27 protein-coding genes are annotated in these 24,798 nt (G+C 68.5%); 9 read left to right on the top strand and 18 right to left on the bottom strand.

What is annotated here, in order from left to right; translation table 11 throughout:
• Nucleotides 1–64: 64 nt before the first annotated feature.
• From AC07OD_RS09400 to AC07OD_RS09370, 7 genes are all read right to left on the bottom strand, one after another.
• Complete coding sequence (locus AC07OD_RS09400; RefSeq protein ID WP_218293113.1) at nt 65–1,234, bottom strand: DSD1 family PLP-dependent enzyme; 1,170 nt, start codon at nt 1,232–1,234, stop codon at nt 65–67.
• Entirely contained in the window at nt 1,218–1,856 is a 639-nt protein-coding gene (locus AC07OD_RS09395; protein WP_494596291.1) for a histidine phosphatase family protein, read from the bottom strand. Before AC07OD_RS09395 ends, AC07OD_RS09400 begins: the two co-directional genes overlap by 17 nt.
• A gap of 60 nt (nt 1,857–1,916) precedes the next feature.
• The gene (locus tag AC07OD_RS09390; protein ID WP_218340553.1) at nt 1,917–2,528 is read right to left on the bottom strand and encodes a DUF4136 domain-containing protein; all 612 of its coding nucleotides are present in this window, start codon (nt 2,526–2,528) and stop codon (nt 1,917–1,919) included.
• Between the two features lie 63 nt (nt 2,529–2,591).
• Nucleotides 2,592–3,527, bottom strand: coding sequence for a tRNA 2-thiocytidine(32) synthetase TtcA (ttcA, locus tag AC07OD_RS09385; protein WP_494596290.1), 936 nt, complete (start codon nt 3,525–3,527; stop codon nt 2,592–2,594).
• Between the two features lie 24 nt (nt 3,528–3,551).
• Entirely contained in the window at nt 3,552–5,351 is a 1,800-nt protein-coding gene (locus AC07OD_RS09380; protein WP_494596288.1) for an LTA synthase family protein, read from the bottom strand.
• Entirely contained in the window at nt 5,348–5,719 is a 372-nt protein-coding gene (locus AC07OD_RS09375; protein WP_218293118.1) for a dihydroneopterin aldolase, read from the bottom strand. The genes AC07OD_RS09380 and AC07OD_RS09375 overlap by 4 nt, the downstream gene beginning before the upstream one ends.
• A gap of 29 nt (nt 5,720–5,748) precedes the next feature.
• The gene (locus tag AC07OD_RS09370; RefSeq protein WP_494596286.1) at nt 5,749–6,534 is read right to left on the bottom strand and encodes an SDR family oxidoreductase; all 786 of its coding nucleotides are present in this window, start codon (nt 6,532–6,534) and stop codon (nt 5,749–5,751) included.
• A gap of 15 nt (nt 6,535–6,549) precedes the next feature.
• Between AC07OD_RS09370 and AC07OD_RS09365 the strand changes: the two genes are divergently transcribed.
• Nucleotides 6,550–7,668, top strand: a complete 1,119-nt coding sequence (locus AC07OD_RS09365; RefSeq protein ID WP_218293120.1) for a class I SAM-dependent methyltransferase — start codon at nt 6,550–6,552, stop codon at nt 7,666–7,668.
• Here AC07OD_RS09365 and eutC read toward each other — a convergent pair whose 3' ends face one another.
• Nucleotides 7,669–8,484 (bottom strand): ethanolamine ammonia-lyase subunit EutC, encoded by an 816-nt coding sequence (gene eutC, locus AC07OD_RS09360; protein WP_494596285.1) that lies wholly within the window; start codon nt 8,482–8,484, stop codon nt 7,669–7,671.
• Nucleotides 8,481–9,875, bottom strand: coding sequence for an ethanolamine ammonia-lyase subunit EutB (locus AC07OD_RS09355; RefSeq protein WP_494596284.1), 1,395 nt, complete (start codon nt 9,873–9,875; stop codon nt 8,481–8,483). Before AC07OD_RS09355 ends, eutC begins: the two co-directional genes overlap by 4 nt.
• A gap of 195 nt (nt 9,876–10,070) precedes the next feature.
• Between AC07OD_RS09355 and AC07OD_RS09350 the strand changes: the two genes are divergently transcribed.
• From AC07OD_RS09350 to AC07OD_RS09330, 5 genes are all read left to right on the top strand, one after another.
• A complete protein-coding gene (locus AC07OD_RS09350) occupies nt 10,071–10,991 on the top strand; it encodes a TauD/TfdA dioxygenase family protein (protein WP_494596282.1) in 921 nt (306 codons plus the stop codon).
• Between the two features lie 86 nt (nt 10,992–11,077).
• Complete coding sequence (locus AC07OD_RS09345) at nt 11,078–12,130, top strand: ABC transporter substrate-binding protein (RefSeq protein ID WP_494596280.1); 1,053 nt, start codon at nt 11,078–11,080, stop codon at nt 12,128–12,130.
• Nucleotides 12,131–12,144: 14 nt separating this feature from the next.
• Complete coding sequence (locus AC07OD_RS09340; RefSeq protein ID WP_494596278.1) at nt 12,145–13,170, top strand: ABC transporter ATP-binding protein; 1,026 nt, start codon at nt 12,145–12,147, stop codon at nt 13,168–13,170.
• A complete protein-coding gene (locus AC07OD_RS09335; protein ID WP_494596276.1) occupies nt 13,167–14,042 on the top strand; it encodes an ABC transporter permease in 876 nt (291 codons plus the stop codon). The genes AC07OD_RS09340 and AC07OD_RS09335 overlap by 4 nt, the downstream gene beginning before the upstream one ends.
• Nucleotides 14,043–14,146: 104 nt before the next feature.
• Entirely contained in the window at nt 14,147–14,341 is a 195-nt protein-coding gene (locus AC07OD_RS09330) for a DUF2905 domain-containing protein (RefSeq protein WP_056164478.1), read from the top strand.
• A gap of 51 nt (nt 14,342–14,392) precedes the next feature.
• Here AC07OD_RS09330 and otsA read toward each other — a convergent pair whose 3' ends face one another.
• From otsA to otsB, 3 genes are read right to left on the bottom strand one after another with little or no spacing between them, the layout of a single operon-like run.
• On the bottom strand, nt 14,393–15,772 hold the full coding sequence (gene otsA, locus AC07OD_RS09325; RefSeq protein WP_218293127.1) for an alpha,alpha-trehalose-phosphate synthase (UDP-forming): 1,380 nt from the start codon (nt 15,770–15,772) through the stop codon (nt 14,393–14,395).
• Between the two features lie 48 nt (nt 15,773–15,820).
• Nucleotides 15,821–17,626, bottom strand: coding sequence for a glycoside hydrolase family 15 protein (locus tag AC07OD_RS09320; protein ID WP_494596273.1), 1,806 nt, complete (start codon nt 17,624–17,626; stop codon nt 15,821–15,823).
• On the bottom strand, nt 17,623–18,360 hold the full coding sequence (gene otsB / locus AC07OD_RS09315; RefSeq protein ID WP_369641323.1) for a trehalose-phosphatase: 738 nt from the start codon (nt 18,358–18,360) through the stop codon (nt 17,623–17,625). The genes AC07OD_RS09320 and otsB overlap by 4 nt, the downstream gene beginning before the upstream one ends.
• 206 nt (nt 18,361–18,566) lie before the next feature.
• Here otsB and trxC point away from each other — a divergent pair, with 206 nt between their 5' ends.
• Complete coding sequence (trxC, locus tag AC07OD_RS09310) at nt 18,567–19,004, top strand: thioredoxin TrxC (protein ID WP_492254557.1); 438 nt, start codon at nt 18,567–18,569, stop codon at nt 19,002–19,004.
• A 15-nt stretch (nt 19,005–19,019) separates the two neighbouring features.
• Here trxC and AC07OD_RS09305 read toward each other — a convergent pair whose 3' ends face one another.
• Genes AC07OD_RS09305 through AC07OD_RS09290 form a run of 4 tightly spaced genes read right to left on the bottom strand, consistent with a single transcriptional unit; the run spans nt 19,020 to nt 21,398 of the window.
• The gene (locus AC07OD_RS09305; protein WP_494596270.1) at nt 19,020–19,493 is read right to left on the bottom strand and encodes a DoxX family protein; all 474 of its coding nucleotides are present in this window, start codon (nt 19,491–19,493) and stop codon (nt 19,020–19,022) included.
• A 9-nt stretch (nt 19,494–19,502) separates the two neighbouring features.
• Complete coding sequence (locus AC07OD_RS09300; RefSeq protein WP_494596268.1) at nt 19,503–20,270, bottom strand: HvfC/BufC N-terminal domain-containing protein; 768 nt, start codon at nt 20,268–20,270, stop codon at nt 19,503–19,505.
• Complete coding sequence (bufB, locus tag AC07OD_RS09295; RefSeq protein WP_494596266.1) at nt 20,261–21,106, bottom strand: MNIO family bufferin maturase; 846 nt, start codon at nt 21,104–21,106, stop codon at nt 20,261–20,263. Before bufB ends, AC07OD_RS09300 begins: the two co-directional genes overlap by 10 nt.
• A 4-nt stretch (nt 21,107–21,110) precedes the next feature.
• On the bottom strand, nt 21,111–21,398 hold the full coding sequence (locus AC07OD_RS09290) for a BufA1 family periplasmic bufferin-type metallophore (RefSeq protein ID WP_218293134.1): 288 nt from the start codon (nt 21,396–21,398) through the stop codon (nt 21,111–21,113).
• A gap of 207 nt (nt 21,399–21,605) precedes the next feature.
• On the opposite strand from AC07OD_RS09290, the gene AC07OD_RS09285 reads away from it, so the two are divergent.
• Together AC07OD_RS09285 and AC07OD_RS09280 are read left to right on the top strand one after the other, a co-directional pair.
• The gene (locus AC07OD_RS09285) at nt 21,606–22,250 is read left to right on the top strand and encodes a sigma-70 family RNA polymerase sigma factor (protein WP_218340541.1); all 645 of its coding nucleotides are present in this window, start codon (nt 21,606–21,608) and stop codon (nt 22,248–22,250) included.
• A complete protein-coding gene (locus AC07OD_RS09280) occupies nt 22,237–22,878 on the top strand; it encodes an NrsF family protein (protein ID WP_218293136.1) in 642 nt (213 codons plus the stop codon). The genes AC07OD_RS09285 and AC07OD_RS09280 overlap by 14 nt, the downstream gene beginning before the upstream one ends.
• A 35-nt stretch (nt 22,879–22,913) precedes the next feature.
• Here AC07OD_RS09280 and AC07OD_RS09275 read toward each other — a convergent pair whose 3' ends face one another.
• On the bottom strand, nt 22,914–23,372 hold the full coding sequence (locus tag AC07OD_RS09275) for a GNAT family N-acetyltransferase (protein WP_218293137.1): 459 nt from the start codon (nt 23,370–23,372) through the stop codon (nt 22,914–22,916).
• A 134-nt stretch (nt 23,373–23,506) separates the two neighbouring features.
• Nucleotides 23,507–24,760, bottom strand: coding sequence for a multifunctional CCA addition/repair protein (locus AC07OD_RS09270; RefSeq protein ID WP_494596263.1), 1,254 nt, complete (start codon nt 24,758–24,760; stop codon nt 23,507–23,509).
• Nucleotides 24,761–24,798 lie beyond the last annotated feature (38 nt).

Below are 24,798 nucleotides of genomic sequence, written 5' to 3'. Positions count from 1 at the left end.
GAGACAGATCACTCTATTTTTTGTGCTGCGATGGTTTTGCGCTGCGTTGGTGCCGTGCATTGCTTCAGGTCAACGCGCCTCTGGCATCAACCCTGATGATGCGCTCGACCACGCCCGCGGCCAGGCCGCCGCGCACCCCGGTCATGAAGTCGTGCAGGTTCACCGTGGGGTCGCAGTGCCCCGGGATGAGCCACAGCATGCGGCCCAGCGCGGGCAGGCGGGCCTTGGGGCCATCGGCGTGGAGCACGCCGTGTTCGTCGCCTCCATTGGAAAAGCGCAGCGCGCGGTCCGGGGGCAGCAGGGCCACGGTGGGCAGGCCGGAGTCGATGGCGTGGCTCTTGTGGCCCGCGTCGCACACCGCATGGGTGTCGCGCACCGATACCACCTGGGTCTTGATGAAAAGCGCGTGCTCGAACGGGGGCTGCGCGGGTTCGCGTTCGTTGCGCGCGTAGTCGGCGTCCATGAACAGGAAGGATCCCGCCTGAAGCTCGCCGAACACCCCGCTGGCCGCCTCGTGCACCAGCGTGCCGGTGCCCGAGCCCGTGACCAGCGGCACGGGCACGCCGGCGGCCTCGATCAGCTGGCGCGTGTGTTCCGCGGCGCGCACCACGGCGGCGATGGCCTCCCTGCGGCCCACCGTGCTGGCCAGGTGCTGGGCACGTCCGTGGTAGGCCTGCAGCCCCGCAAAACGCAGGCGGGGGCTGCGCGCCACGGCCAGTGCCAGCGGCACGGCGGCCTCGCCCGGCGGCACGCCGCAGCGGCCCTGGCCGACGTCGATCTCGACCAGCACGTCGATGCCCGCGTCGCTGCCGGATTGCGCCATCGCCTCGTTCAGGCGTTCGATGCCCTCCAGGTGATCCACCGCCAGGCCCAGGCGGCCCCCCCGTGCCGCCAGCAGGGCCGCCAGCCGTGCCACGCGGTGCAGCTTGGGCATGGCGATGACCTGGTTGGTGATGGTGATGTCGTCCACGCCGCCCGCCGCCAGGGCCTCGGCCTCGGCGACCTTCTGCACGCACGCCCCCTGGGCGCCCGCGCGCTGCAGCTGCAGCGCGAGTTCGGCGCTCTTGTGCAGCTTGGCATGGGGGCGCCAGCGCACCTGGTGCTTGCGCGCGAAGTCGGCCATCCGCTGGATGTTGCGGTCCATGGCGTCCAGGTCGATGACGAGGGAGGGGGTGTCGATCAGGTCCACCCGCAGGCCGACGGTGGCCTGGAGGGCGTCAGGAATGGGTTTCATCGCGCGCTGCGTTGTCCAGGTGCTGGGTGTCGGCCCAACCCACGAGGGTCAGGCCATCCGGGGTCCACAGCAGCCGGTTGATGGCCGCGTTGGAGAGTTGCCAGGTGCGCGGCGCCTGGATGTCCTGGCGGGTGGCCAGGCGGTACAGCACGTCCAGCACACCGCCGTGCGCCACCATCACCACCTGCTCGCCCACATGCTGCTGGGCCAGGGCCGTCACGGTGCGCTCGATGCGCTCGCGCAGCGCCACCAGCGATTCGCCGCCCTCGGGCGTGTAGTGCGGATCGCGCTTGCGCCAGCGCAGGGCATCTTCGGGCAGCTCGGCCTCGATCTGCGCGAAGGTGCGCCCCTGGAAATGCCCGAAACTGCGCTCGCGCAGGCCGGGCTCCGCCGTGAGCGGCGCACCGGTGGCGCGGGCCACGGCCTGGGCCGTGGCGTGGGCGCGCTGCAGGTCGCTGGTATAGATGACGGCGATCGGCTCGCCCGCCAGGGCGCGGGCGACCTGGTCGGCCTGCCACAGGCCGGTGTCGTTGAGGGGGATGTCCAAGTGGCCCTGGATGCGGGTGTCCACATTCCAGGCGGTTTCGCCGTGGCGGATGGCGACGATGCGGGTGGCGTGCATGCAGGTGGCGGTGTGTGTGGGCGGGCGGGCGGAAAAGAAACAGTGTTTGATGAGTGTTCTTCAGGGCGCGGGCGGCGCCAGCGGCAGCCGCACCTGGCGTACCCCGCCGGGCGGCTTGGGGAATCCGTTGAGCGCGGCATCGAACAGCACGCCATAGACGGCCGGGTCGCTCACCCACACGTCCTCGTGCACGGCGGAGGTCTCGTACACCACGGCCTGCGTGGTCGCGTCGCGCAGCACGATGCTGACCGCGCGGCGGTGCAGGGGCGTGGGTTCGCTGAACCGCCAGGTGCCCTGCATGCCCCAGCCCCGGCCGTACCAGCCGCCAAAACCCCAGGGATAGGGGCCGTAGGGGCCGTACGGACGGAAGGGGTCGTGGCGCGGCACGGCGTCGGCGTGGGCGCCGATCTGCACGAGCAGCCGGGGGGCGGTCTCGTCGCGCTGCAGGCCCGCGCGCGCCAGCGCCTGGTCAGCCAGGGTGGCGATCGGGTCGAACGACGGCGTCTGCTGCGATGGCAGGCGCTCGATGCGGTAGGTGGCGGGCGTGGGCAGGGCCGCCAGGGTGGAAAAGCTCTGCACCTGGCCCTCGACGATCCGGGGGGCGCTGCTGCAGCCCATCAGGGCGGCCGCGGCCGCATGCAGGAACAGGGTGGAAATCCATCGGCGCGTCATGGTGAAGCCTCCTGGGCGGAAGGAAAAGGGATTCCTGTCAGAGTGCTGCGGCACCCGGGAGGTTCACGACAGTTGGACCACCTGCACACCCGGCAGCGAGGGCGACGGCGCCGAGAACTCCTCCTTGTCGAAGGCCTTGTCGCCGTCCTCGTTCGCCACGCCCGTGGCCTTGGCATTCTTGAAGTCGTACAGGCCGCCGTCGAGCAGGTGCGAGGGCACCACGTTCTGCAGGGCGTTGAACATGTTCTCCACGCGGCCGGGGAATTTTTTCTCCCACTCGCGCAGCATCTCGCCCACCTGCTTGCGCTGCAGGTTCTCCTGGCTGCCGCACAGGTTGCAGGGGATGATGGGGAAGTCGCGGTGCGCGGCCCAGCGGGCGGTGTCCTTCTCGGCCACGTAGGCCAGCGGGCGGATCACCACGTGCCTGCCGTCGTCGCTCACCAGCTTGGGGGGCATGCTCTTCATCTTGCCGCCAAAGAACATGTTGAGCAGCAGGGTCTGCAGGATGTCGTCGCGGTGGTGGCCCAGCGCGATCTTGGTGCAGCCCAGCTCGTCGGCCACGCGGTACAGGATGCCCCGGCGCAGGCGGCTGCACAGGCTGCAGGTGGTCTTGCCCTCGGGGATCAGGCGCTTGACGATGCTGTACGTGTCCTCGTTCTCGATGTGGAACGGCACGCCGGTGCTCCGGAGGTACTCGGGCAGCACGTGCTCGGGAAAGCCGGGCTGCTTCTGGTCGAGGTTGACGGCCACCAGGTCGAAATGGATGGGCGCCCGCGCCTTGAGCTTGAGCAGGATGTCGAGCAGGGCATAGCTGTCCTTGCCGCCGGACATGCAGACCATCACCTTGTCGCCTTCCTCGATCATGTTGAAGTCGACGATGGCCTTGCCGACCTCGCGGCACAGGCGCTTCTCGAGCTTGTGGGTTTCGCGCTCGATCTTGAGTGGCGCAGGGATGCCTTCTGGCAGGCTAACGGAGGCGGACTGGGCGGTAGGAAGCATGGCGGGATTATCGCCCTTCGGCCTTCAGGGCATCAGGCCTTTCCAGCGCAAGAACCCCGCCGCCAGATTGGCCTCCGCCGGGGGGACGCGCGCTCTCTGTCGATTGATTTCGGCAATGACGCCGTGATGCGCTGTGGGCGGATCGGGTGGGCGTACCCAGTGTGTGCGATCGCCGTCCAGCTGCACGAACAGCAGATCAGGCTCGTCCTTGACCTTGATCAGCACGCGGTCTCTCTCCATTCCTTGTGCGTGAAAGATGTACCTTGGCTGCTGCCGAGGCTCGACGAAGCGGCCTTGAAAATCGCTGGTGCATGAGCGCATGCCCAGGGTGGACAGCACCGATGGAACGAGGTCTGCCTGTTGCCATTGCCCGGCAATGCTGCCGATGCCTCGGTAGCCAACGCCAGCGATGACGGCCGGAACCCGCGCATGCGCGGCAGGTCCAATGGTCCTGGCCTCACCGGGGCGCTGAATGGTCATGCTTCGGTGGTCCCCCATGATGATCAGAATGCCTTGGTCCAAAAAGCCCCGCTTTTCCAGCTGGCGCACGAAGTGACCCAGGGCGCGGTCCGCGTACCGCACCGCAGCCTCCTCGCCATGCTGACTGGAGCCCGGGATCACGAAGGGCGGGTGGGTGGTGATGGTTTGTATCACCGAGAAAAAAGGCCCAGGAGCGCGTTCGTGATCAAACCACTGCAGGTAGCGTTGGTATAGGGCTTCGTCTCCAGGATCATTGAACGAGCCCCGGGGCATGCTGTTGTAAAAGGGGTGTTCGGGCCCTTCGATATACGAGAACTGGAGTTTTTTCAGCCAGTCCCCCATGCCGATAAACCCCAGGTCGGAAGTCGAAAAATACGACGTTGGAATACCTGCCGCCTGCAGCGGGCCCAACATATCCTGCTTTGGGCTGTCATACCCTTGGTAAATGTCGATACTGTGGTAACGGTTGATGTTGGGAATGGGGGCATAGCCGGTCAGCAGCGCAATCAGCCCGCCGTCGGTGGAAAACCCGTTGGCATAGAAGGACTCCAGATGACCATATTTGCCCGCGATGGTGTCCAGTTCTGGGGTGTAGTCTTCGATGCCGGAAAACTTCTTGCTGTGGTAAAGCGAAAGTGATTCGACAATCAGCAGGATCACGGGGCGAGGTGCATGCCGGGGCTTGGCGCATGTTTGCGCGGGCGGTGCCTGACGCTCCAACTCTGCGCGCTTTTGCGGTGTGTAGGGCGTGTCGATGCCACTGGGGAGATTGTTGGTGATGTAGTCCGTGTAGACCTGCCCGGCAGCGTAGGGCGTCGTGGCTGGGAGGGTGCGGGCCGCGAGAAGGCCCAGCGCCGCCACCGTGAACACGCCCAAATGCTTGGCGCCATGGCGCATGCGCAGCGCCAACACCCAGAATGCGAGGCATCCCGCCAAGGTCAAGGTGAACAGCGCCGCCCCAGATGGTGACGCGAAGTGGGGTAGGGCCACGGTTTTGTTCAGTTCTACATCGTCCGCATATTTGATGATGTCGGTGATGTCGAGGCGAATGTTCAGCAGATCGGCAACAAAAACGTCCGTGCTGTAAAGCAGGAGAATCACTCCTCCCACGGCGGCCTTCAAAGGCCGGGCCCAGCGAGGTAGTACTCCGGCAAACCCTAGCAGAAGCACCAGCAGTCCAAAAACTCCCGCATCGTAAGCTGGGGCTTCCCAGCTCCAGCCGCAATGGCGGCAGTCGGTGGCAAGAACGATGGCATGGCGTATGTGGGAGAGCCGGACGAACATCAGACCGGTGCATGCCAGGGCGAGAATCAAGCTCCAAAAAAGAGTGCTGCGCTTGCTCACCACTGTCCTGTCTCTACGCGAATCGCCACTTCGCAGTCATCAAAAATCTCCAGCTTGGCGATCTTCACGCGCACGCCCAGCACGCCGGGCAGCTGCATGAGGCGGTGGGCCAGCTTGCCGATCAGGCTCTCGAGCAGGTTCACATGTTCGGCCCGGCATTCGTCGATGATGATCTGGCGCACCTTGCGGTAGTCCAGTACATGCAGGATGTCGTCGTCGCGCGGCGTGAGCGGCTGCACGCCCAGGCTCAGCTCGGCATCCACCTGGATGGGCTGCGGCGTCGTCTTCTCATGCGACAGGATGCCCAGGTTGGCGTCAAAGCGCAGTCCGGTGAGCGTGAGGATCTGGGTGCCAGCGGCGTTGTTCATGGATGGATGCTTTCTGCGTGAGCATGTGCTCACATCATGGAGAAGTCGCGCTCGAACTTCATCAGGTGCTGGCCGCCGTCGACCAGCAGCGTGGTGCCGGTGATCGAGCGGTTCTCCAGCGCGAATTTCACGGTCGCGGCCACGTCCTCGGCCGTGGACGATCGACCCAGCGGGCTCAGCGCATGCAGCTGCTGGAACTTTTCCTGCGCCAGCATGTGGCTCGTGATCGTGAGGCCGGGTGCCACACCGACCACGCGCACCCGCGGTGCCAGGGCCAGCGCCAGCATGGTGCCGGCGGCTTCGAGCGCCGCCTTGGACAGCGTGTAGCTCACGAAGTCGGGGTTCTGGTTCCAGAGCTTCTGGTCCAGCAGGTTGACCACGGCGCCCTGCGCGTCGGCCTCGCCCTTGGCAACGCGGTCGGCCACGTGCTGGTGCAGCGCCTGGGCCAGCAGCATGGGGGCGGCGGTGTTGCTGCGCAGGTGCTTTTCGAGCGCGGCAAAGCCAAAGGTGGCGGCGTTGTCATGCTCGAACAGCGAGGCGCTGTTGACCACCGCATCCACGCCGCCAAAGTGCGCCACCACGCGGGGCAGCAGGTCACGCACGGCGGCCTCGTCCTCGAAATCAGCGTCAAAATGGGCGCTGGCGCTTGTCAGTTGTGTGCAAGCAGCTACGGTATCGATAGCATCCTGCTTGGATGAACGGTAGTGCACCGCCACCTGCCAGCCCCCCGCCGCCAGGGCCAGCGCAATGCTGCGGCCCAGGCGCTTGGCGGCGCCTGTGACCAGAACGGTGCGTGCGGGGGCGGGGTGGGACATGTGGGGTGGGAGACAATGCGGGCCGTGACCCAAAGACCCGACAGTTTAACGACCGCCCTGCACCAGCACATTGCCCAGGCCATTGCCGCCGAGGGTGGATGGCTGGGTTTTGACCGCTTCATGGCGCTGGCCCTGTACACCCCGGGCCTGGGCTATTACGCCAACGATTCCACCAAGTTCGGCGCCATGCCCGAGTCCGGCAGCGACTTCGTCACCGCACCTGAGATGACCCCGCTGTTCGGCCAGGCGCTGGCCGTGCAGGTGGGCGAGGCCCTGGCGCAGACTGGTACCTCCGAGGTGTGGGAGTTTGGCGCGGGCTCAGGCGCGCTGGCGCTGCAACTGCTGGATGCCCTGGGCGACCAGGTGCGGCGCTACACCATCGTCGATCTGTCGGGCAGCCTGCGGGCCCGCCAGCAGGCCAAGCTGGTGGCGCATGCCGACAAGCTGCGCTGGGTGGATGCACTGCCCGACCAATTCAGCGGCGTGGTGGTGGGCAACGAAGTGCTCGATGCCATGCCCGTGCAACTGCTCGCCCGCCACGGCGGCCAGCAGAATGGGGCGTGGCACGAGCGCGGCGTGGTGGTGCAGGCTGACGGCAGCTTTGCCTGGGCCGACCGCCCCACCGGCCTGCGCCCGCCCGTCGACATCGACGGCCCGCAGGATTACCTGACCGAGATCCACGCCCAGGGCGAGGGCTTCATCCGCACGCTGGCCGACCGGCTCACGCGCGGCGCGGCTTTCCTGCTGGACTACGGTTTTGGCGAGAGCGAGTACTACCACCCCCAGCGCCACATGGGCACCGTGATGTGCCACCAAGGCCACCAGGCCGATGGCGACCCGTTGGTGGAAGTGGGGCGCAAGGACATCACCGCCCATGTCAACTTCACCGCCATGGCCCTGGCCGCGCAGGAGGCCGGGTTGAACGTGCTGGGCTACACCACACAGGCGCACTTCCTCATCAACTGCGGGTTGCTGCAAAAAATGGAGCAACTACCGCAAGCACAGCGGGCGATAGCGGCCAAATTGATCATGGAACATGAAATGGGCGAGCTGTTCAAGGTGCTGGCCCTCGGCGCGGGCGAGGCGTGGGAGCCCGTGGGGTTCGTGCACGGGGACCGGTCGCACCGGCTGTAGTCAGGCCGTGGCGGGCCCGCCGGGCAACACCTTGCCTGTCGCGCTCCCCACCACCACGCCATCACTGCGGTCCTTCAGGCCCACGCCCGTCAGGGCCAGGTGCCGGGCCTCCTGGCACAGCCACCACAGGCGTGCTGCGGCAGCCGACGGCGCCAGCCCCTCGGCCCGCACGTTGGAGATGCAATTGCGCTCGGCATCGCTGCGGCCCACCTGCGGGTGCCAGGTGAGGTAGATGCCCAGGCTGTCGGGCGAGCTCAGGCCCGGGCGTTCGCCGATCAGCACCGCCACCAGGCGTGCGCCCAGCAGCGCGCCCACCTCGTCGCCCAGCGCCACGCGGCCCTGGGTGGCGACGACCACCGGGCCGATCCGCCAGCCCTGCGGCGCGGTGCGCACGATGGTTTCCACAAGGGGCACGGCGTTGCGCTCGACGGCCAGGGACGAGAGCCCGTCGGCCACGACCACAAGCAGGTCGCAGCGTGTGTGGCCGTCTCCCAGACCGCGCAGTCGCTCCGCATCCGCATCGCCAAGCCGCCGGCCGAGGTCGGGCCGCAGCAGGTAGGTGGCGCGGTCGGGCGCGGCGCTGGCCACTTGCAGCGTGCTGCAGCCCAACTCCCTGAGTTGCGCCGCCAACGTGTCCGCGTCGAGCTGCAGGTGCACGGCATCGCGCGCCTGGGCGTGGGCCAGGCCAAAGCTGAGCAGCTCGCGCGTGGGGACGGCCATGCCCGCGCGGCCCAGCGCCAGCCGCGCAGCGGTGTGGGCGCGCAGATCGTCCCAGGGGTCGGGCAGAGGGCCGGTGAGAGGGGCTGACTCGCTCATCTCTGCATCCCGATCTGCCGCAGGTGCGCGATGGCCGCATGCTGCTGCGCGGCGGGCAGCAGCCGGCCCGTGCCATCGGCCAGGTGCATGCGCTGCAGCCAGGCCTCGAACTCGGGCGCGCGTTTCAAACCCAGCACCTCGCGCAGGTACAGCGCGTCGTGGAAGGAAGTGCTCTGGTAGTTGAGCATGATGTCGTCGGCCCCCGGCACGCCCATGATGAAGGTCAGTCCCGCCACGCCCAGCAGCGTCATCAGCGTGTCCATGTCGTCCGAATCGGCCTCGGCATGGTTGGTGTAGCAGACGTCGCAGCCCAGCGGCACGCCCAGCAGCTTGCCGCAGAAATGGTCTTCCAGGCCGGCGCGGATGATCTGCTTGCCGTCGTACAGGTACTCTGGCCCGATGAAGCCGACCACCGTGTTGGTGAGCAGCGGCGAGAACGCACGCGCTACGCCGTAGGCCCGGGCCTCGCAGGTCTGCTGGTCCACGCCATGGTGGGCGTTGGCCGACAGCGCGCTGCCCTGGCCGGTCTCGAAATACATCACGTTGTTGCCCAGCGTGCCGCGCTTCAGGGACAGGGCGGCCTCGCGCGCCTCGTGCAACAAGGCCAGGTTCACGCCGAAGCCGGCGTTGGCTTTTTCGGTGCCGGCGATGGACTGGAACACCAGGTCCACCGGCGCGCCCTGCTCGATCATCTGCACCGTGTTCGTCACGTGCGTGAGCACACACGACTGCGTGGGGATCTGCAGCTTGGTGATGACTTCGTCCAGCATGTGCACCAGCCCCGTGAGGGCTGCAATGCTGTCCGTGGCCGGGTTGATGCCGATCACCGCGTCGCCCGCGCCGTACAGCAGGCCATCGACCATCGACGCCGCGATGCCGCGCAGGTCGTCCGTGGGGTGGTTGGGCTGCAGGCGCACGGCCAGGTGGCCGGGCAGACCGAGGGTGTTGCGAAAGCGCGTGACCACGCGGCACTTGCGCGCCACGGCGATCAGGTCCTGGTTGCGCATGAGCTTGCTCACGGCGGCCGCCATCTCGGGCGTCAGGCCCGGTGCCACGGCGGTCAGGGCGGCCGGGTCTGCGGCCAATAGCCAGTCACGCAGCCCGCCCACGGTGAGGTGGGCGATGGGGGCAAAAGCCGCCGCGTCGTGCGTGTCGATGATGAGGCGCGTGACCTCATCGACCTCGTAAGGCACCAGCGCTTCGTTCAGGAAGCGCGCCAGCGGCACGTCGGCCAGGCACATGCGCGCGGCCATGCGCTCCACCGCCGAGCCTGCGGCAATGCCGGCCAGCGTGTCGCCCGAGCGTGCGGGCGTGGCCTTGGCCATCACCTCGCGCAGGTCGCAGAACGACCAGCGCTGGCCGCTGACGGTGTGGTGGTAGGTCGCAGGCATCGGCAAGGATGGAAGTGGGCCCAGTGGCGATGATGGCATGTGCGTGCCGCAGAGCGCCATAGCGGGTGGGAGCCACAGGGCACGTTAGCTGTTTTGGTTGTTAACAACTGAGAAAACCTTCGTTCCCTGAATAAGCAACGCGGCCTAGAGTGCGGACGTCGGGGCACGCCTGTCCCCATTCCCCACGAGGCTCCCATGTCGGCTGTTCCGTCATTCCCATCCCTTTCCGCCACCGATGGCGACGCGCCACCGCAAGGTCTGGTGATCCGCACTGTGGCGGGTTCTGCCGGCCCGCTGGGGGCCGAGGTGCTGGGCCTGGACCTGTCGCGCCCGCTGGGCCGCGAGGACTTCGCGCGCATCCACCGCGCGCACCTGGACCACCATGTGCTGGTGTTCCGCGACCAGCGCATCACGCCGCAGCAGCACATCGACTTCAGCCGCCTGTTCGGGCCGCTGCAGATCCACGTGCTCAAGAACTTCCAGCTCGCGGACCACCCCGAGATCCTGATCGTCTCCAACATCAAGGATGCGGCCGGCCAGCCCATCGGCCTGGGCGATGCGGGCCACTACTGGCATTCGGACCTGTCGTACAAGGACAAGCCCAGCCTGGGCTCGCTGCTGCACGCGCAGGAGCTGCCGGGCGAGGGCGGTGACACCCTGTTCGCTGACCAGCATGCCGCCTACGATGCCTTGCCCGAGGCGCTCAAGGCGCGCATTGCACCGCTCGAGGCCGAGCACAGCTACCTGGCCAAGTACGAGGAATTGCGCGCGCGCAGCCCCTGGCGTCCCAAGCTCACCCAGGCGCAGATCGACGAGGTGGCGCCTTCCATCCACCCCGTGGTGCGCACCCACCCCGAGACGGGCCGCAAGGCCCTGTTCGTGAGCGAGCACTTCACCACGCGCATCGTCGGCCTGCCCGAGGACGAAAGCCAGGCCCTGCTGGCCGAGCTGTTCGCCGCCAGCGTGCGCCCCGAATTCACCTACCGCCACCCGTGGCAGCCGCACGACCTGGTGTTCTGGGACAACCGGTCTGTCATGCACCTGGCGGCGGGCACGCCAGACACCGAACGCCGCAAGCTGTACAGAACCACGATCGAAGGCGACCTGCCTTTCTGAGTTTGCTCTGTTTTTGATAGCTTTCAGCGCTTGTTGGATAAGCGCTGGGGCCATATTTTGTTTGATTTTTGATTTGAAGGACTTCCATGACCACCTCCACCCACCACCGTTTTGACCGCCGAAGCCTCGGCCGCAGGACCGCCGCGTGGCTCGCTGCCACGGGCCTGCTGCTGGCCGGTGGGTTGAGCGCCACGGCCCATGCAGCCGAAGGGCAATTGCGCATCGCACAGCAGTTCGGCATCGTCTACCTGCTGCTCAACGTGGCGCAGGAGAACAAGCTCATCGAGAAGCACGGCAAAGCCGCGGGCGTGGACATCAAGGTTGAGTTCCTGCAGCTGTCGGGCGGCTCGGCCGTCAACGATGCGCTGCTGTCGGGCAACATCGACATCGCCGGTGCCGGCGTGGGCCCGCTGTTCACGCTGTGGGACCGCACCAAGGGCCGCCAGAACGTCAAGGGCGTGGCCTCGCTGGGCAACTTCCCCTACTACCTGGTGAGCAACAACCCGGCCGTGAAGACCATTGCCGACTTCACCGACAAGGACCGCATCGCGCTGCCGGCCGTCGGTGTTTCGGTGCAGTCGCGCGTGCTGCAGATGGCCTCGGCCAAGCTCTGGGGCGACAAGGAGTTCAACCGCCTGGACAAGAACCAGGTGGCGCTGCCGCACCCCGATGCGGCGGCCGCCATCATCAAGGGCGGCACCGAGATCACCGGCCACTTCGGCAACCCGCCCTTCCAGGAGCAGGAACTGGCCGGCAACCCGAAGGCGAAGATCGTCCTCAACTCGTACGACGTGCTGGGCGGCCCGGCATCGGCCACCGTGCTCTACGCCACGGAGAAGTTCCGCGCCGAGAGCCCCAAGACCTACAAGGCTTTCGTCGATGCGCTCGACGAGGCCGCCAAGTTCGTCGCCGCCAACCCCGAGAAGGCGGCCGACATCTACCTCAAGGTGTCGGGCGGCAATACCGACCGGGGCCTGCTGCTCAAGATCATCCAGAACCCTGAGGTGCAGTTCAAGGTGCGTCCCGAGAACACGCTGGGCATGGGCCAGTTCCTGCACCGCGTGGGTGCCATCAAGAACCAGCCGACCGCGCTCAAGGACTATTTCTTCGAAGACGCGCACACGGCGTCGGGCAACTGAGTGGGCCTCCTGGCATGAGCGAGCACACCCTCCGCATGGGCCCCTTCTCGCCGCCGCTGCAGAGCGAACGCAATGCGCTGGAGGACGAGGCGCAGGCACTGGCACTGGGCTGGGCCATGGGCGAGGGCCGTGCCTCCGCCGCGCCCACCCGCCCCAACGCCGCCTTGCTGCAGGTGCAGGGCGTGAGCATCGACTACCGCACGCGCGAGCGCGTGGTGCGTGCCACGCACCGCGTGGGTTTCGACGTGTTTGCGGGCGACCGCTTCGTGCTGCTCGGTGCCTCGGGCTGCGGCAAGTCCACCTTGCTCAAGTCGATTGCCGGCTTCATCGCGCCCAGCGAGGGTCAGATCCTGCTCGGCGGCCGCGCGGTCACGCGGCCCGGCCCCGACCGGGTGGTGGTGTTCCAGGAGTTCGACCAGCTGCCGCCGTGGAAGACCGTGCGCGAGAACGTGATGTTCCCGCTGCTGGCCTCGCGCAGCGTGAGCCGCAAGGAGGCGGCCGAACGCGCGGCTTTGTACATCGACAAGGTGGGCCTGTCCAAGTTCGCCGACGTGCATCCGCACCAGCTCTCGGGCGGCATGAAGCAGCGCGTGGCCATTGCGCGCGCGCTGGCCATGCAGCCCCAGGTGCTGCTGATGGACGAACCCTTTGCCGCGCTCGACGCCCTCACGCGCCGGCGCATGCAGGAAGAACTGCTCTCGCTGTGGGACGAGTTCCGCTTCACGCTGATCTTCGTCACGCACTCCATCGAAGAGGCGCTGGTGGTGGGCAACCGCATCGCCATCCTCTCGCCGCATCCGGGGCGGCTGCGCGCCGAGGTCAACAGCCATCAATTCGGGCTGTACAGCCTGGGCGGCACCGAGTTCCAGGCCACGGCCCAGCGCATCCACCGGCTGCTGTTCGACGAACCCGCCGCCGGTGCCGTGCCGGGATCGGTGCAGGCCGATACCGAAGCTCTGGCACCTGGCCGCCGTGGTGGCGTGCCGCTCATTCCCCCACAGCGGCCTGCCGGTTCGCTGCCCTTCCAGATTTCCGTATGAGTGCCTCCCTGCTGACCCCTCCCGTGCGCCCCGAGTTCGAGCGCAGCCTGGAGCCGCTGGGCGGTATCGCGCCCGTGTTGCCCCTGCCCCTGGTCGCGCGCATCTGGCAGCAGGCGTGGGTGCGCAAGCTCGTGATCCTGGCGGTGCTGGCCGTGCTATGGGAGGTGGTGGCGCGCTGGCAGGACAACGACCTGCTGCTGCCCACCTTCCTGCAGACCGCCAAGGCGCTGGTGGAGGGCCTGGCCTCGGGCGAGCTGATCGGCAAGACGGCGATCTCCCTGTCGGTGCTGCTCAAGGGCTATCTCGCAGGCATCCTCGGGGCCTTCGTGCTCACCACGCTGGCCGTGTCCACCCAGTTCGGGCGCGACCTGCTGTCCACGCTGACCTCCATGTTCAACCCCTTGCCGGCCATCGCGCTGCTGCCGCTGGCGCTGCTGTGGTTCGGCCTGGGGCAGGGCAGCCTGGTGTTCGTGCTCATCCACTCGGTGCTGTGGCCGCTGGCGCTCAACACCTATGCGGGTTTCCAGTCCGTGCCCGAGACGCTGCGCATGGCGGGCCGAAACTACGGCCTGACCGGCATCCGCTACGTGCTGCAGATCCTGGTGCCGGCCGCGCTTCCCTCCATCCTGTCGGGCCTGAAGATCGGCTGGGCCTTCGCCTGGCGCACGCTGATCGCGGCCGAGCTGGTGTTCGGCGCGTCGTCGGGCAAGGGCGGGCTGGGCTGGTACATCTTCCAGAACCGCAACGAGCTCTACACCGACAAGGTGTTCGCGGGCCTGGTGCTGGTGATCCTGATCGGCCTGGCGGTGGAGAGCCTGGGTTTCCACACGCTGGAACGGTTGACGGTGCGGCGCTGGGGCGTGCAGCGCTGAAGGGGTCGGCGCCAGCCCGGCGCTCGTGGCGCGGGATGCCGTGAGGGCACGCCGCATGCCCGCGCCGGGGGGGGCGACCGGGCCTGCAGCCCTACACTGTGGGCATGATCCGCTGGCTTCTCGTCATCTTCCTGGCTCTGATGTTGCTGAGCTGGCTGTCGCCCCTGCTCAGGCGCATGGGGTTTGGCCGCCTGCCCGGCGACCTGCGCTTTCGCTGGCTGGGCCGGGACTGGGACGTGCCCTTGGCGTCGACGCTGCTCCTGAGCTTTGTGGTGAGCCTGCTCACGAAGTTGCTCTGACCCCCTGCGGCACGCGCACCGGGGCAGAATGTGCCGCCGCGCGTGGCGGCTTCAGTCGCCTGCCGCCTGGAGCGCCTGCAGGAACGACCTGCGCCACCAGTGCACGTCATGTTCGCGGATGCGGGCCATGAGCTTTTGGTGGCGAGCCTGGCGCTCGGCCAGCGGCATCTGCAGCGCCTGCTGGATGGTGTCGGCCATGCCCTGGGTGTCGTAGGGGTTCACCAGCAGCGCTTCCTTGAGCTGCTCGGCCGCTCCCGCGAAGCGGGACAGCACCAGCACCCCCGGGTCGTCCGGGTCTTGCGCCACCACGTATTCCTTGGCCACCAGGTTCATGCCGTCGCGCAGCGGCGTGACCAGGCCCACGGCGGCGGCGCGGCACAGGCCCGGCACCCGCTTGCGCGCCACCATGCGGTGGATGTAGCGCACCGGCATCCAGTCCAGCTCGCCATAGTCGCCGTTCACCGCGCCGCACAGCCCCTCCAGCTCCTGGCGCAGGTCGGCATAGGCATGCACGTCGTCGCGCGAGGGCGAGGCGATCATGATCATGGTGGCGCTGTTGCGGTTCTCGGGGTAGCGGTCGAGCAGTTCCCGGTAGGCGCGCACGCGGTGCGGTATGCCCTTGGAGTAGTCCAGCCGGTCGATGCCCAGCAGCAGGCGCCGGCGCGAGTACTCGTCGCGCATGTTCTCGTAGGTTTCCACCGCGTCGGGGGCCTGCGTGAGGCGCGTGAACTCGTCCACGTCGATGCCGATGGGAAAGGCCTTGACGTGCACCGTGGCGCCAAAGGCGCGCAGGCGCTGGGCATCCACCTCCTCGGCACTGCCTTCGTTGCGCACGTAGCGCGTGAAGTGCGACACGTCGGCTTCGCTCTGCAGGCCCACGAGGTCGTAGGCGAACAGCGAGCGCATCAGCCATTCGTGCTGCGGGATGGCTGCCATGATGAGCGGCGGCGGCATGGGGATGTGCAGGAAGAAGCCGATGCGCTGCCTGCAGCCCATAGCACGCAGCTCGGCGGCCAGCGGAATCAGGTGGTAGTCGTGCACCCAGATGATGTCGTCGTCGCGCAGCAGGGGCAGCAGCTTGCGCGCGAACATCTGGTTCACGCGCCGGTACCCCGCGATGTAGCGGGTGTTGAAGTCCGCCAGGTCCAGCCGGTAGTGGAACACCGGCCAGAGCACGCTGTTGCTGTAGCCGTGGTAGTACGTGTCATGGTCTTCGCGGCACAGGTCCACGGTGGCGAGCGTCACGGGGCCCGCCTGGCGGGTCTGGAGCTCGCCTTCGCCGGGCGTGCCCGCCTCCGCGATGTTGCCGCTCCAGCCAAACCACAGGCCGCCCGTGCGGTTGAGGGTGTCGCCCAGTGCCACGGCCAGACCTCCGGCTGCGGGTTTGCGGGGGTCTGCGATGCGGTTGGATACGACGACGAGGCGGCTCATCCCCCGATCATCGGCGGGGTTGGGGCGCGCCGCCTGTCGGACACGGCCTCAAATCACGCTGTCCCAGGGCGCGGACAGGCGCACGGCGGCGTTGATCACGCCCACCATCGAATAGGTCTGCGGGAAGTTGCCCCACATCTCGCGCGTTTCGGGGTGCGTGTCTTCGGACAGCAGGCCCAGCGGGTTGCGCGTGGCCAGCATGGTCTCGAAGATGGCGCGGGCCTCGGCCTTGCGGCCGATGCGCGCCAGCGCGTCGATGCGCCAGAAGGTGCAGATGTTGAAGGCGGTCTCGGGCTTGCCGAAATCGTCGGCCGCCTCGTAGCGGCGCATGTAGGGGCCGTCGCACAGGCTCTTTTCCATGGCCTCCACGGTGCTCACGAAGCGCGGGTCCCTGGGGTCGATGAGGCCGACCTCGGCCATCAGCAGCACGCTAGCATCGAGTTCATGGCCGCCAAAACTTTCGGCGAACGCCTGGCGCGCTTCGCACCAGGATTTGTCGAGGATCTCGGCGCGCATGCGGTCCGCATGCTGCTGCCAGTGGCTGGCGCGGTCTGCCAGTTGCAGGGTGGCGGCGATCTTGGCCAGCCGGTCGCAGGCCGCCCAGCTCATCAGCGCGGACGAGGTGTGCACCCGGGCGCGCGTGCGCAGCTCCCACATGCCCGCATCGGGCTGGCCATAGACGCGCACCGCGTTCTCGCCCACCTGTTCCAGCCGCGTGAATTCGGCCAGGCCCGCGCGGTGCAGCAGGCGGTGGTCGTGGAAGGCCTGGGCCGCGCCCAGCACGATGTTGCCGTACACGTCATGCTGAAAATGCTCGGCCGCCTGGTTGCCCACGCGCACGGGGCCCATGCCCCGGTAGCCCGCCAGCTGGGGCACGAGGCTTTCGGGCAGGTCGTGCTCCAGGCCAATGCCGTACAGCGGCTGGATGTGGCCGTCGCCGCCTTCCACCACCACGTTGCTGAGCCAGCGCAGGTAGTCCTCCATGGTGCCGACCTCGGAGATGCTGTTGAGCGCGCGCACCACGAAGAACGCGTCGCGCAGCCAGCAGAAGCGGTAGTCCCAGTTGCGCCCGCTGTAGGCGGATTCGGGGATGCTGGTGGTCATGGCGGCCACGATGGCGCCGGTGTCCTCGTACAGCGAGAGCTTGAGCGTGATGGCCGCGCGGATCACCGCGTCCTGCCACTCCAGCGGCACGGCCAGGGCGCGGGTCCAGTTGCGCCAGTACGAGGTGGTTTCCTGCTCGAACAGGCGGGCGGTGTCGGCGATGCCCTCCACCAGCGTCTCGTCGGCTCCCAGCAGGAAGTTGTGTTCGCGCGTGAGCACGAAGGCCTGGCCCGACAGCACGTGCGAGACCGGCGCATCGGTGGACAGGCGCAGCGTCATGCCCTCGCCCACATAGCGGATGTGGTTGCTGCCGCGCGTGATCCGGGGTTCCGTCTGCCCCCAGTCGTAGCGCACCTTGAGCGCCACGCGGATGCGCGGCGCGCCCTGGATGGGGCGCACCCGGCGTACCAGCGTCATGGGCCGGAAGTAGCGCGAGCGGCTGTAGAAGCGCGGTGCGAAGTCGGTGATCTCGATGCCGTGGCCGGCCTTGTCGAACAGCTGCGTGCGCAGGATCGCGGTGTTGGGCTCGTACCACTGGTGGGCCGAGGCCAGGTCTTCCAGTTCGACGGCGAAGTGGCTGCCCTCATCGCCGGGCTGCAGCAGGGCGTTGAAGACCGGGTCGCCGTCGAACCGGGGCAGGCAGCACCACACCATGCGGGCGTGGTCGTCGATCAGCGCGCTGATGGCGCAGTTGCCAATCATGCCCAGGTTCAAGGACCCGGGCTGGGGTTCGGTGGCTGGCGTGTTCATCGTTCGCGCTCCCAGGTGGTGCGTGCAGAAGACAGCCAGCCGCGCAGCGCGGCGGATGTCATGCAGCGGTGTTGTGCCATGGTCGGCCCCTCGCCGACCTTGATGCCCCATCCCCCCAGCGCCTGCACGGCGGCAAAGCCGGCCTCATCGGTGACGTCGTCGCCCACGAAGACCGGCGTGCGGCCCGCGAACGGCGGCTGGGTCATGAAGTCGACGATGGCCTGGCCCTTGTGGACGCCACGGGGCTTGACTTCAAAGACACATTTGCCGCGCAGCAGTTCCACGCCGTCCACATGCTGCATCGCGCGCACCAGGGTGTCGTGGCACAACGCTTCCAGCGGGGGGGCCAGGCGGTAGTGCAGGGCCACGCTGGCGCGCTTGGCCTCCACCAGCAGGCCGGGGTGCCGCGCCGCGAGGTTCCGCGCGGCCTGCAGGACGGGCGCCAGGTCCGGCGGCTCGATGGCGGGGTGGGAGGTGTCGCCCAGGCGGTATTGCGCCCCGTGTTCGCTGGCCAGCGGCAGGCGCAGCGGCGCGAGGAATCCATCGATGTCGGACTCGGGCCGCCCGGTCACGATGGCCAGCGCCCCCCCCAGATGGGCATGCAGGGACGCCAGTGTGGGAACCAGGCCGGAGGCTACGCGCACCGCCTCGGGGCGCGGTGCCAACTCGGTCAGCGTGCCGTCGAAATCGAGAAAAAGCGCATGGGCAGTTGTCAGTAACGGGAGCAGCTGCATGGGGCACGACCTTAGCAGATGGCGCTAAACCGCCTCCCGTGGAAGGGGGCTTTGGCCGTGGTAATCGTGCGTAACTTCCTGCCACTGGCCGTGCGCGGGTTTGCGCCAGGCGAAGAGTTGCCGGCCGCGGCTTGAAATGCCACGCCTTGGCCGCACTGTGCAGAAGGAAGCGATCCCCTTACCCCTCCACCCACCACGTCCACCGCATGACCGACGCCCTGCACATCGTCTGCCCGCACTGCCACACCACCAACCGCGTGCAAGGCGCCGACCTGGCCAGCGCGCCCGACTGCGGCAAATGCCACCAGCCCCTGTTCGCGGGCGCGCCGCTTGCGCTCGACGCCGACACTTTTGATCGCCATGTGGGCCGAAGCCACATCCCGGTGCTGGTCGATTTCTGGGCGCCGTGGTGCGGGCCATGCCGGCAAATGGCCCCGGCGTTCGCGCAGGCCGCCCGCGAGCTGGAGCCGCGCGTGCGCCTGGCCAAGCTCGACACCGAAGAGCACCAGGCGATCGCGGCGCGCTATGCGATCCGCAGCATTCCGACCATGATCCTCTTCCAGCAGGGGCGCGAGGTGGCGCGCATCTCGGGGGCGCTTGGCGCGGCGGACATCGTGCGCTGGGTGCGGACGGCGGTGGGCTAAAAAAAAGCCCACGCGTCAGCGAATTCCGAGCGCCCGGTCGAGCGACATCTTGCCCGCGCCGCGCCCCGCCAGGTACAGCAGCAACCCCGCCCATGACAGGTGCGTGGGCCAGGCATCGGGGTAGACAAACACCTGGATGACCAGCGTCATGCCGAGCAAGGCCAGTGCGGACAGGCGCGTGCACAGGCCCAGCACCAGAAGGACAGGGAACACGTGTTCGGCCACGGTGGCCATCTGCGCAGCCAGCTCCGGCGCGATCAGGGGCAGCCGGTACTCCTCGCGGAAGAGCGCATGGGCGCTGTCGGAGAGGGTGAACCAGCCCTCGACCTTGGTGCGCGCCGACCGCCAGAAGATGCCCGCCACCGCCACCCGGTTGACCAGGGCCAGCAGGCCGTGCGGGGTGAGGCGGGCGACGGCATCGGCCAGCCGTGCCAGCAGCACGCGGGGGCCTTTGGCGGGGGCGGTGGGGAGGTGGGTGGTTGTTGCCATGGGGGCTCCTCAGCCTGTGTGTGAAGGGGGCTGGACCAGGGCGCCCGCGTCCAGCAGGGCGCCCATCAGCGCGGCAAGATCGGTGGCGGGGTCGGTGGCCAGTGCGCAGGTGGCGGCAGCCTCCAGGGGCAGGCCCCCGGCACAGGCGTCCAGCAGGGCCATCCCCGCACGCGATAGGGGGCGCCATGCCACTTCGGCCCGGGGCCGGGTGAGCAGGCCGCCATCACCCACCCAGGCCAGGTGCGTGGGGATGTCCAGGCCATCGCGGTGCCTTTGCCACAGGGCGTAGGCGGGGTGTTCGTCGCACCAGGGCCAGCGCGCTGCGGGGTGCGGCCGCAGCCGCATGCCGGGCAGCGCACCGGGCGCTTGCCGGGCCCACCAGCCACGGTCCACGGCGGTGGCATCCGCCGCCAGGTGGCATTCGGTCCAGCAGCGGTCCAGGCGCGCCACCGCGGGCAGGTAGGGCAGCCCGGCGGCCGGTTCGAACCCGGCCAGAAAACCGCCAAACCCCGCGCCGTAGTCCATCAGCAGCCCGTCACGGGGCGGCCGCGCACGGGCATACACCCCCGCTGCCGCGCGGAACCAGTCTTCGCCCACCAGCTGGCACACCGTGGGGTAGCTGGCCTGCAGGGCGTCGATGCAGCCCTTGAGCACGGTGTTGCGGTACACGGCAAAGCCGGGCTGGGCCTCCAGGGCCGCTGACCACGCGGTGGCCGGGGCACGGCCGGTGCCGAGCAGGGCGGCCGAGAAACCGTCCTGAAATTCGGTCAGCTGCATGCGGCCTCCCCGGCGTGCGCGGCCATGAGTGCGTGGTGGGCCTGGTCGCGCTCGCCCAGCAGTTCACTGAAGCCGGGCAGGTTGCCATCGCGCTCGATGAGGGTGGGGATGGGACCTGTGCGCTCGATCACGCGTTGGTACAGCGCCCACACGGCGGGGGCCACCGGGGCGTCGTGGCTGTCGATGAGCAAGGCGTTGCCATGCACCGGGTCGGCGTGGTGGCCCGCCAGGTGGATCTCGGCCACGGCGTGCAGAGGGAACGCCTCCAGGTACGCCTGCGCGCAAAAGCCCAGGTTGCTCGCGCTGACATGGACGTTGTTCACGTCCAGCAGCAGGCCGCAGCCGGTGCGGCGCACCAGCTCGGCCAGGAATTCGGTTTCGGCCCAGTCGTGGCCGTCGATGTGCAGGTAGTGCGTGGGATTCTCGATGGCGATGGGCCGCTGCAGCACGTCCTGCGTGCGGGCGATGTTGCCGGCGATGCGGTGCAGCGCCGCGTGCGTGCGGGGAAACGGCAGCAGGTCGGGCAGGTACTGCCCGCGCCAGCGGGACCACGCCAGGTGTTCGGACACCAGGACGGGTTCAACGCGCCGCGCCAGTGCGGTCAGGCGGGCCAGGTGCGCTGTGTCGGGCGGTTCATCGGCAGCGAGCGACAGGGACACGCCATGCAGCGCCACGGGGTGGCGCGCGCGGATGGCTTCCAGCCAGGCCAGGCGCGGGCCGCCGTCGGCCAGGTAGTTCTCGGGGTGCACCTCCCACCACAGGCCGGGGGCGGTGCACCGCAGCGCCTCGTCGTAGTGCAGGGGCTTGAGGCCCAGGCCGGCGGTGGGAAGCGCCATGGCCTCAGGCCTTGGCGGGTGTCAGCGAACCCATGCCCTTGGGCGTCTTGATCGATGCGCAGGTGCCCGCGGGCACGAACTTCCAGGCGTTGCCCTGGTAGTCCATCTTCGAGGTGCCGGCGCAGGTGGTGCCGGGGCCGGCGGCGCAATCGTTCTTTCCGGCCATCGAGACGCCGTAGCACTTCTCCATAGCGGGCTTGGCGCCGTCCATCGGGGCGGTCTGGGCGATGGCGGCGCCAGAGGCCAGGGCGGCAAGGGCCAGGGCGCCGAGGCTGAGGGTGCGTGTGGTCATGGTGGGATCTCCAAGGGTTGAGGGTTGCATCCGACCGGGGCGCTGCACGAAGGTGGATTCCAGCTGCCCGATCTGCGTTGTAATTCGCGCAGTGCGGCGGGCCGGTTACGGCGCTGCGCAAAAAAATGCGGTGGCAGTGCAAGAAAATTTTTTGCGGTGCCTGTAACCCGTTGGCCCCGGCATACGAATTGCCTGCAGGGAGACGCCATGGAGATTGTGGAAGAGCGCCTGCGCGGTTTGCTGCTGCAGGGGCTGGATGCCGATGCAGCCGCTTACCAGCGCTTTCTGAAGGAGCTGAGCGCGCACCTGCGCGCCTTCCTGCGCCGCCGCCTGGCGCAGCGGCCCGATGAGGTGGAGGACCTGGTGCAGGAAACACTGCTGGCGGTGCACAACCAGCGCCACACCTACCGGCCCGAGATGCCGGTGACGGCCTGGGCGCATGCGATTGCGCGCTACAAGCTCATCGATTGGCTGCGTTCGCACGCCGTGAAGGAAGGGCGCAACGACCCGCTGGACGATGCCAGCGAGCTGTTTGCCAGCAGCGACAGCGAGGCCGCCGAAGCCCGGCGCGACCTGGGGCAGCTGCTGCGCACCTTGCCGGACAAGCAGCGCCTGCCGATCGAGTACGTGAAGCTGGAAGGTCTGTCGGTGGTCGAGACGGCGCGCCTCACGGGGCTGTCGGAGTCGGCCGTCAAGGTCGGCGTGCACCGGGGGCTCAAGGCCCTGGCCGCCAGGATCAGGGATATGACTCACGCAAAACAGGGCTTGCGCAAATCGCCCGCCACGGCCGACGGGTCGTTGGCGCGTCCTGATTTGCGCAAGTCCCAGGAGGAATGGCATGAAAACCGATGAATTGATCCACCTGCTGGCCGCTGATGGCGGACCGGTGCGGACCACCGCGATAGAGCAACGGTTTGCCGTGGCCGCCGCCGTGGGCATTGCCGGTGCCGGGGTGCTGATGCTGGGCCTGTTCGGCCTGCGCCCGGACCTGCCGGCGACCCTGGCGCAGCCCATGTTCTGGGGCAAGCTGGTGTTTGCCGCTGCACTGGCCGCCGCCGGGCTGGCGCTGTTGCGCCGCATGGCCCGGCCGGGCATGGCGGTGCGGCCTGCGGCGCTGCTGCTGGCGGTGCCGCCGCTGCTGCTGTGGGCCCTGGCCCTGCTGGCCCTGTCACAGGTGACGGCGGCGGAGCGGGTGCCGCTCATCCTGGGCAGCACCTGGCGCACCTGTCCGTTCAATATCGCCGCGCTGTCGGTGCCTGCGCTGGCCGCGGGCTTCTGGGCCCTCAGGGGTGCCGCACCCACGCGCCTGGCCTGGACGGGCGCGGGTGCCGGCCTGCTCGCGGGCGCGCTGGGCGCGCTGGTGTATGCCCTGCATTGCCCCGAGATGGCCGCGCCGTTCCTGGCGGTCTGGTACCTGGCGGGCATGGCCATCCCGACGGCGCTGGGGGCCGTGCTGGGGCCGCGCCTGCTGCGCTGGTAGCCGCTATCGGCGCAGGCCCGGCGGCGGGCCGCCGCTCAGGCCGCCACCCGCCTGTTGTAGGCGCGAAAGACCGTGTCCAGCGTCCACCCCAGCGATTCATACAGCGCCTGCGCGGCGGTGTTGGTGTGCGCCGTGGTCAGGTCCATGCGCACCTTGCCGTGGGCGCGGGCCGTGGCCTCGGCGGCCACCAGCAGGCTGCGCCCGGCGCCCGCCTTGCGCGCCGTGGGGGCCACGAACAGGTCGTACAGCGTGTAGATGGGCGCCGCCTCCACCGAGCAGAACGTGGGGTACAGCTGGCAAAAGCCCACTGCCGCCCGGGACGCGTCCTGCGCCAGCAGGATCACCGACTCTGCGCGCTCCAGCCGCTCCGCAATGAATGCCCGTGCTCCGGCGAGGTCCGGCGCCTGCTCGTAGAACTGCCGGTAGGCATCAAACAGCGGGGCGATGGTGTCGGTATCGGCCGGGGTGGCCAGGCGGATGTGCACAGTGGTCATGGAGGCGTGGAGAGGGCGGCGGGGCGCGAAAATGCGCCCCCGGGGCTGGCAAGAGGCGCACCCCGGAGGGGGTGCGAGCGGACGCGGATTGTAGGCAGGGTTCTGCCCGCGCTGTGGCGGCGTTTTGCGCGGGGTCAGTCAGCCTCGCTGCGGGGGTGTTGCCACCGCGCCACCGCCGCCACCCGCGCCTGGTGGATCAGCGTGCCCACCTGCGGGCCGCTCAGGCCCTTGGCCGCCGCCTGCGCGGCAATGTCGCGCGTGGCCACCGACTGCACGGCACCCAGCACGGCCAGGAGCCGGGGGCGTTGCGGGTAGGCCGATTCCTCGAACCCCAGGCGCCCGCGCGCATCGCATTCGCAGGCCAGCAGGATGTCGGCAAAGCGCGCAGGCTTGCGAATGGCGTCGCAGCGCTCCAGCAACCGCACCAGGGCGGCGGCCGACAGCTCGTTGCTGCGGTGGATGTGGCCGTGCTCGCGGGCCACTACCTCGGCCGTCTCGCGGCAGTCCACGGGCACGCGCAGACGCTCGGCCACGTCCTTGAGCAGCGCGGCGCTGCGCTCCTCGTGCCCGATGTGGCGCGGCAGCACGTCGGCGGGCGTAGTGCCCTTGCCCAGGTCGTGCGCCAGGCAGGCAAAGCGCACCGTCAACGGGGATTGCAGGCGGGCGGCCATGTCCAGCACCATCATCAGGTGCACGCCCGTGTCCACCTCGGGGTGGTACTCCGCCCGCTGGGGCACGCCCCACAGGCGCGCCACTTCGGGCAGCAGCACCTGCAGCGCGCCGCACTCGCGCAGCACCTCGAACATGCGCGACGGCTTTTCTTCCATCAGCCCGCGCGCCAGCTCCTGCCACACGCGCTCGGCCACCAGGTGGTCCGCCTCGCCATGCTGCACCATCTCGCGCATCAGCTGCATCGTCTCGGGCGCCACCGTGAAGTCGGTGAAGCGCGCCGCAAACCGCGCCACGCGTAGGATGCGCACCGGGTCTTCGCGAAAGGCATCCGTCACGTGGCGCAGCACCCGCGCCGCGATGTCTCTGGCACCAAGATAGGGGTCAAATAGGCCTGTGGCGCTTGTCCCATTGGCGCTGCTAGCTATCGCATTGATAGTAAGGTCGCGGCGCGACAGGTCTTCTTCCAGTGTCACGTCGGGCGAGCTTTGCACCACAAAACCCCGGTAGCCGCGCCCACTCTTGCGCTCGGTGCGGGCCAGCGCGTATTCCTCGCGTGTCTCGGGGTGCAAAAACACCGGGAAGTCTCGGCCCACTGGCAGGTAGCCCAGCTCCAGCATCTGCTCGGGCGTGGCACCCACCACCACCCAGTCGTGGTCATTCACCGGCCGGCCCAGCAGCTTGTCGCGGACCGCGCCGCCCACCATGTAGATTTGCATCGGTGTAGTTTAGGACGAGCACTCGGCCGTATATTCCA

This window comes from Acidovorax sp. GW821-FHT10E03, from assembly GCF_059415205.1.
Note: the sequence above shows the minus strand (reverse complement) of the source record. Positions and strands in the feature narration are given on the sequence as shown.

Excerpts from the sequence above, each read along its gene's own strand:
- AC07OD_RS09400 (WP_218293113.1), bottom strand. The coding sequence starts at position 1,234 with ATGAAACCCATTCCTGACGCCCTCCAGGCCACCGTCGGCCTGCGGGTG.
- AC07OD_RS09395 (WP_494596291.1), bottom strand. The coding sequence starts at position 1,856 with ATGCACGCCACCCGCATCGTCGCCATCCGCCACGGCGAAACCGCCTGG.
- AC07OD_RS09390 (WP_218340553.1), bottom strand. The coding sequence starts at position 2,528 with ATGACGCGCCGATGGATTTCCACCCTGTTCCTGCATGCGGCCGCGGCC.
- ttcA (WP_494596290.1), bottom strand. The coding sequence starts at position 3,527 with ATGCTTCCTACCGCCCAGTCCGCCTCCGTTAGCCTGCCAGAAGGCATC.
- AC07OD_RS09375 (WP_218293118.1), bottom strand. The coding sequence starts at position 5,719 with ATGAACAACGCCGCTGGCACCCAGATCCTCACGCTCACCGGACTGCGC.
- AC07OD_RS09370 (WP_494596286.1), bottom strand. The coding sequence starts at position 6,534 with ATGTCCCACCCCGCCCCCGCACGCACCGTTCTGGTCACAGGCGCCGCC.
- AC07OD_RS09365 (WP_218293120.1), top strand. The coding sequence starts at position 6,550 with ATGCGGGCCGTGACCCAAAGACCCGACAGTTTAACGACCGCCCTGCAC.
- eutC (WP_494596285.1), bottom strand. The coding sequence starts at position 8,484 with ATGAGCGAGTCAGCCCCTCTCACCGGCCCTCTGCCCGACCCCTGGGAC.
- AC07OD_RS09355 (WP_494596284.1), bottom strand. The coding sequence starts at position 9,875 with ATGCCTGCGACCTACCACCACACCGTCAGCGGCCAGCGCTGGTCGTTC.
- AC07OD_RS09350 (WP_494596282.1), top strand. The coding sequence starts at position 10,071 with ATGTCGGCTGTTCCGTCATTCCCATCCCTTTCCGCCACCGATGGCGAC.
- AC07OD_RS09345 (WP_494596280.1), top strand. The coding sequence starts at position 11,078 with ATGACCACCTCCACCCACCACCGTTTTGACCGCCGAAGCCTCGGCCGC.
- AC07OD_RS09340 (WP_494596278.1), top strand. The coding sequence starts at position 12,145 with ATGAGCGAGCACACCCTCCGCATGGGCCCCTTCTCGCCGCCGCTGCAG.
- AC07OD_RS09335 (WP_494596276.1), top strand. The coding sequence starts at position 13,167 with ATGAGTGCCTCCCTGCTGACCCCTCCCGTGCGCCCCGAGTTCGAGCGC.
- AC07OD_RS09330 (WP_056164478.1), top strand. The coding sequence starts at position 14,147 with ATGATCCGCTGGCTTCTCGTCATCTTCCTGGCTCTGATGTTGCTGAGC.
- otsA (WP_218293127.1), bottom strand. The coding sequence starts at position 15,772 with ATGAGCCGCCTCGTCGTCGTATCCAACCGCATCGCAGACCCCCGCAAA.
- AC07OD_RS09320 (WP_494596273.1), bottom strand. The coding sequence starts at position 17,626 with ATGAACACGCCAGCCACCGAACCCCAGCCCGGGTCCTTGAACCTGGGC.
- otsB (WP_369641323.1), bottom strand. The coding sequence starts at position 18,360 with ATGCAGCTGCTCCCGTTACTGACAACTGCCCATGCGCTTTTTCTCGAT.
- trxC (WP_492254557.1), top strand. The coding sequence starts at position 18,567 with ATGACCGACGCCCTGCACATCGTCTGCCCGCACTGCCACACCACCAAC.
- AC07OD_RS09305 (WP_494596270.1), bottom strand. The coding sequence starts at position 19,493 with ATGGCAACAACCACCCACCTCCCCACCGCCCCCGCCAAAGGCCCCCGC.
- AC07OD_RS09300 (WP_494596268.1), bottom strand. The coding sequence starts at position 20,270 with ATGCAGCTGACCGAATTTCAGGACGGTTTCTCGGCCGCCCTGCTCGGC.
- bufB (WP_494596266.1), bottom strand. The coding sequence starts at position 21,106 with ATGGCGCTTCCCACCGCCGGCCTGGGCCTCAAGCCCCTGCACTACGAC.
- AC07OD_RS09290 (WP_218293134.1), bottom strand. The coding sequence starts at position 21,398 with ATGACCACACGCACCCTCAGCCTCGGCGCCCTGGCCCTTGCCGCCCTG.
- AC07OD_RS09285 (WP_218340541.1), top strand. The coding sequence starts at position 21,606 with ATGGAGATTGTGGAAGAGCGCCTGCGCGGTTTGCTGCTGCAGGGGCTG.
- AC07OD_RS09280 (WP_218293136.1), top strand. The coding sequence starts at position 22,237 with ATGAAAACCGATGAATTGATCCACCTGCTGGCCGCTGATGGCGGACCG.
- AC07OD_RS09275 (WP_218293137.1), bottom strand. The coding sequence starts at position 23,372 with ATGACCACTGTGCACATCCGCCTGGCCACCCCGGCCGATACCGACACC.
- AC07OD_RS09270 (WP_494596263.1), bottom strand. The coding sequence starts at position 24,760 with ATGCAAATCTACATGGTGGGCGGCGCGGTCCGCGACAAGCTGCTGGGC.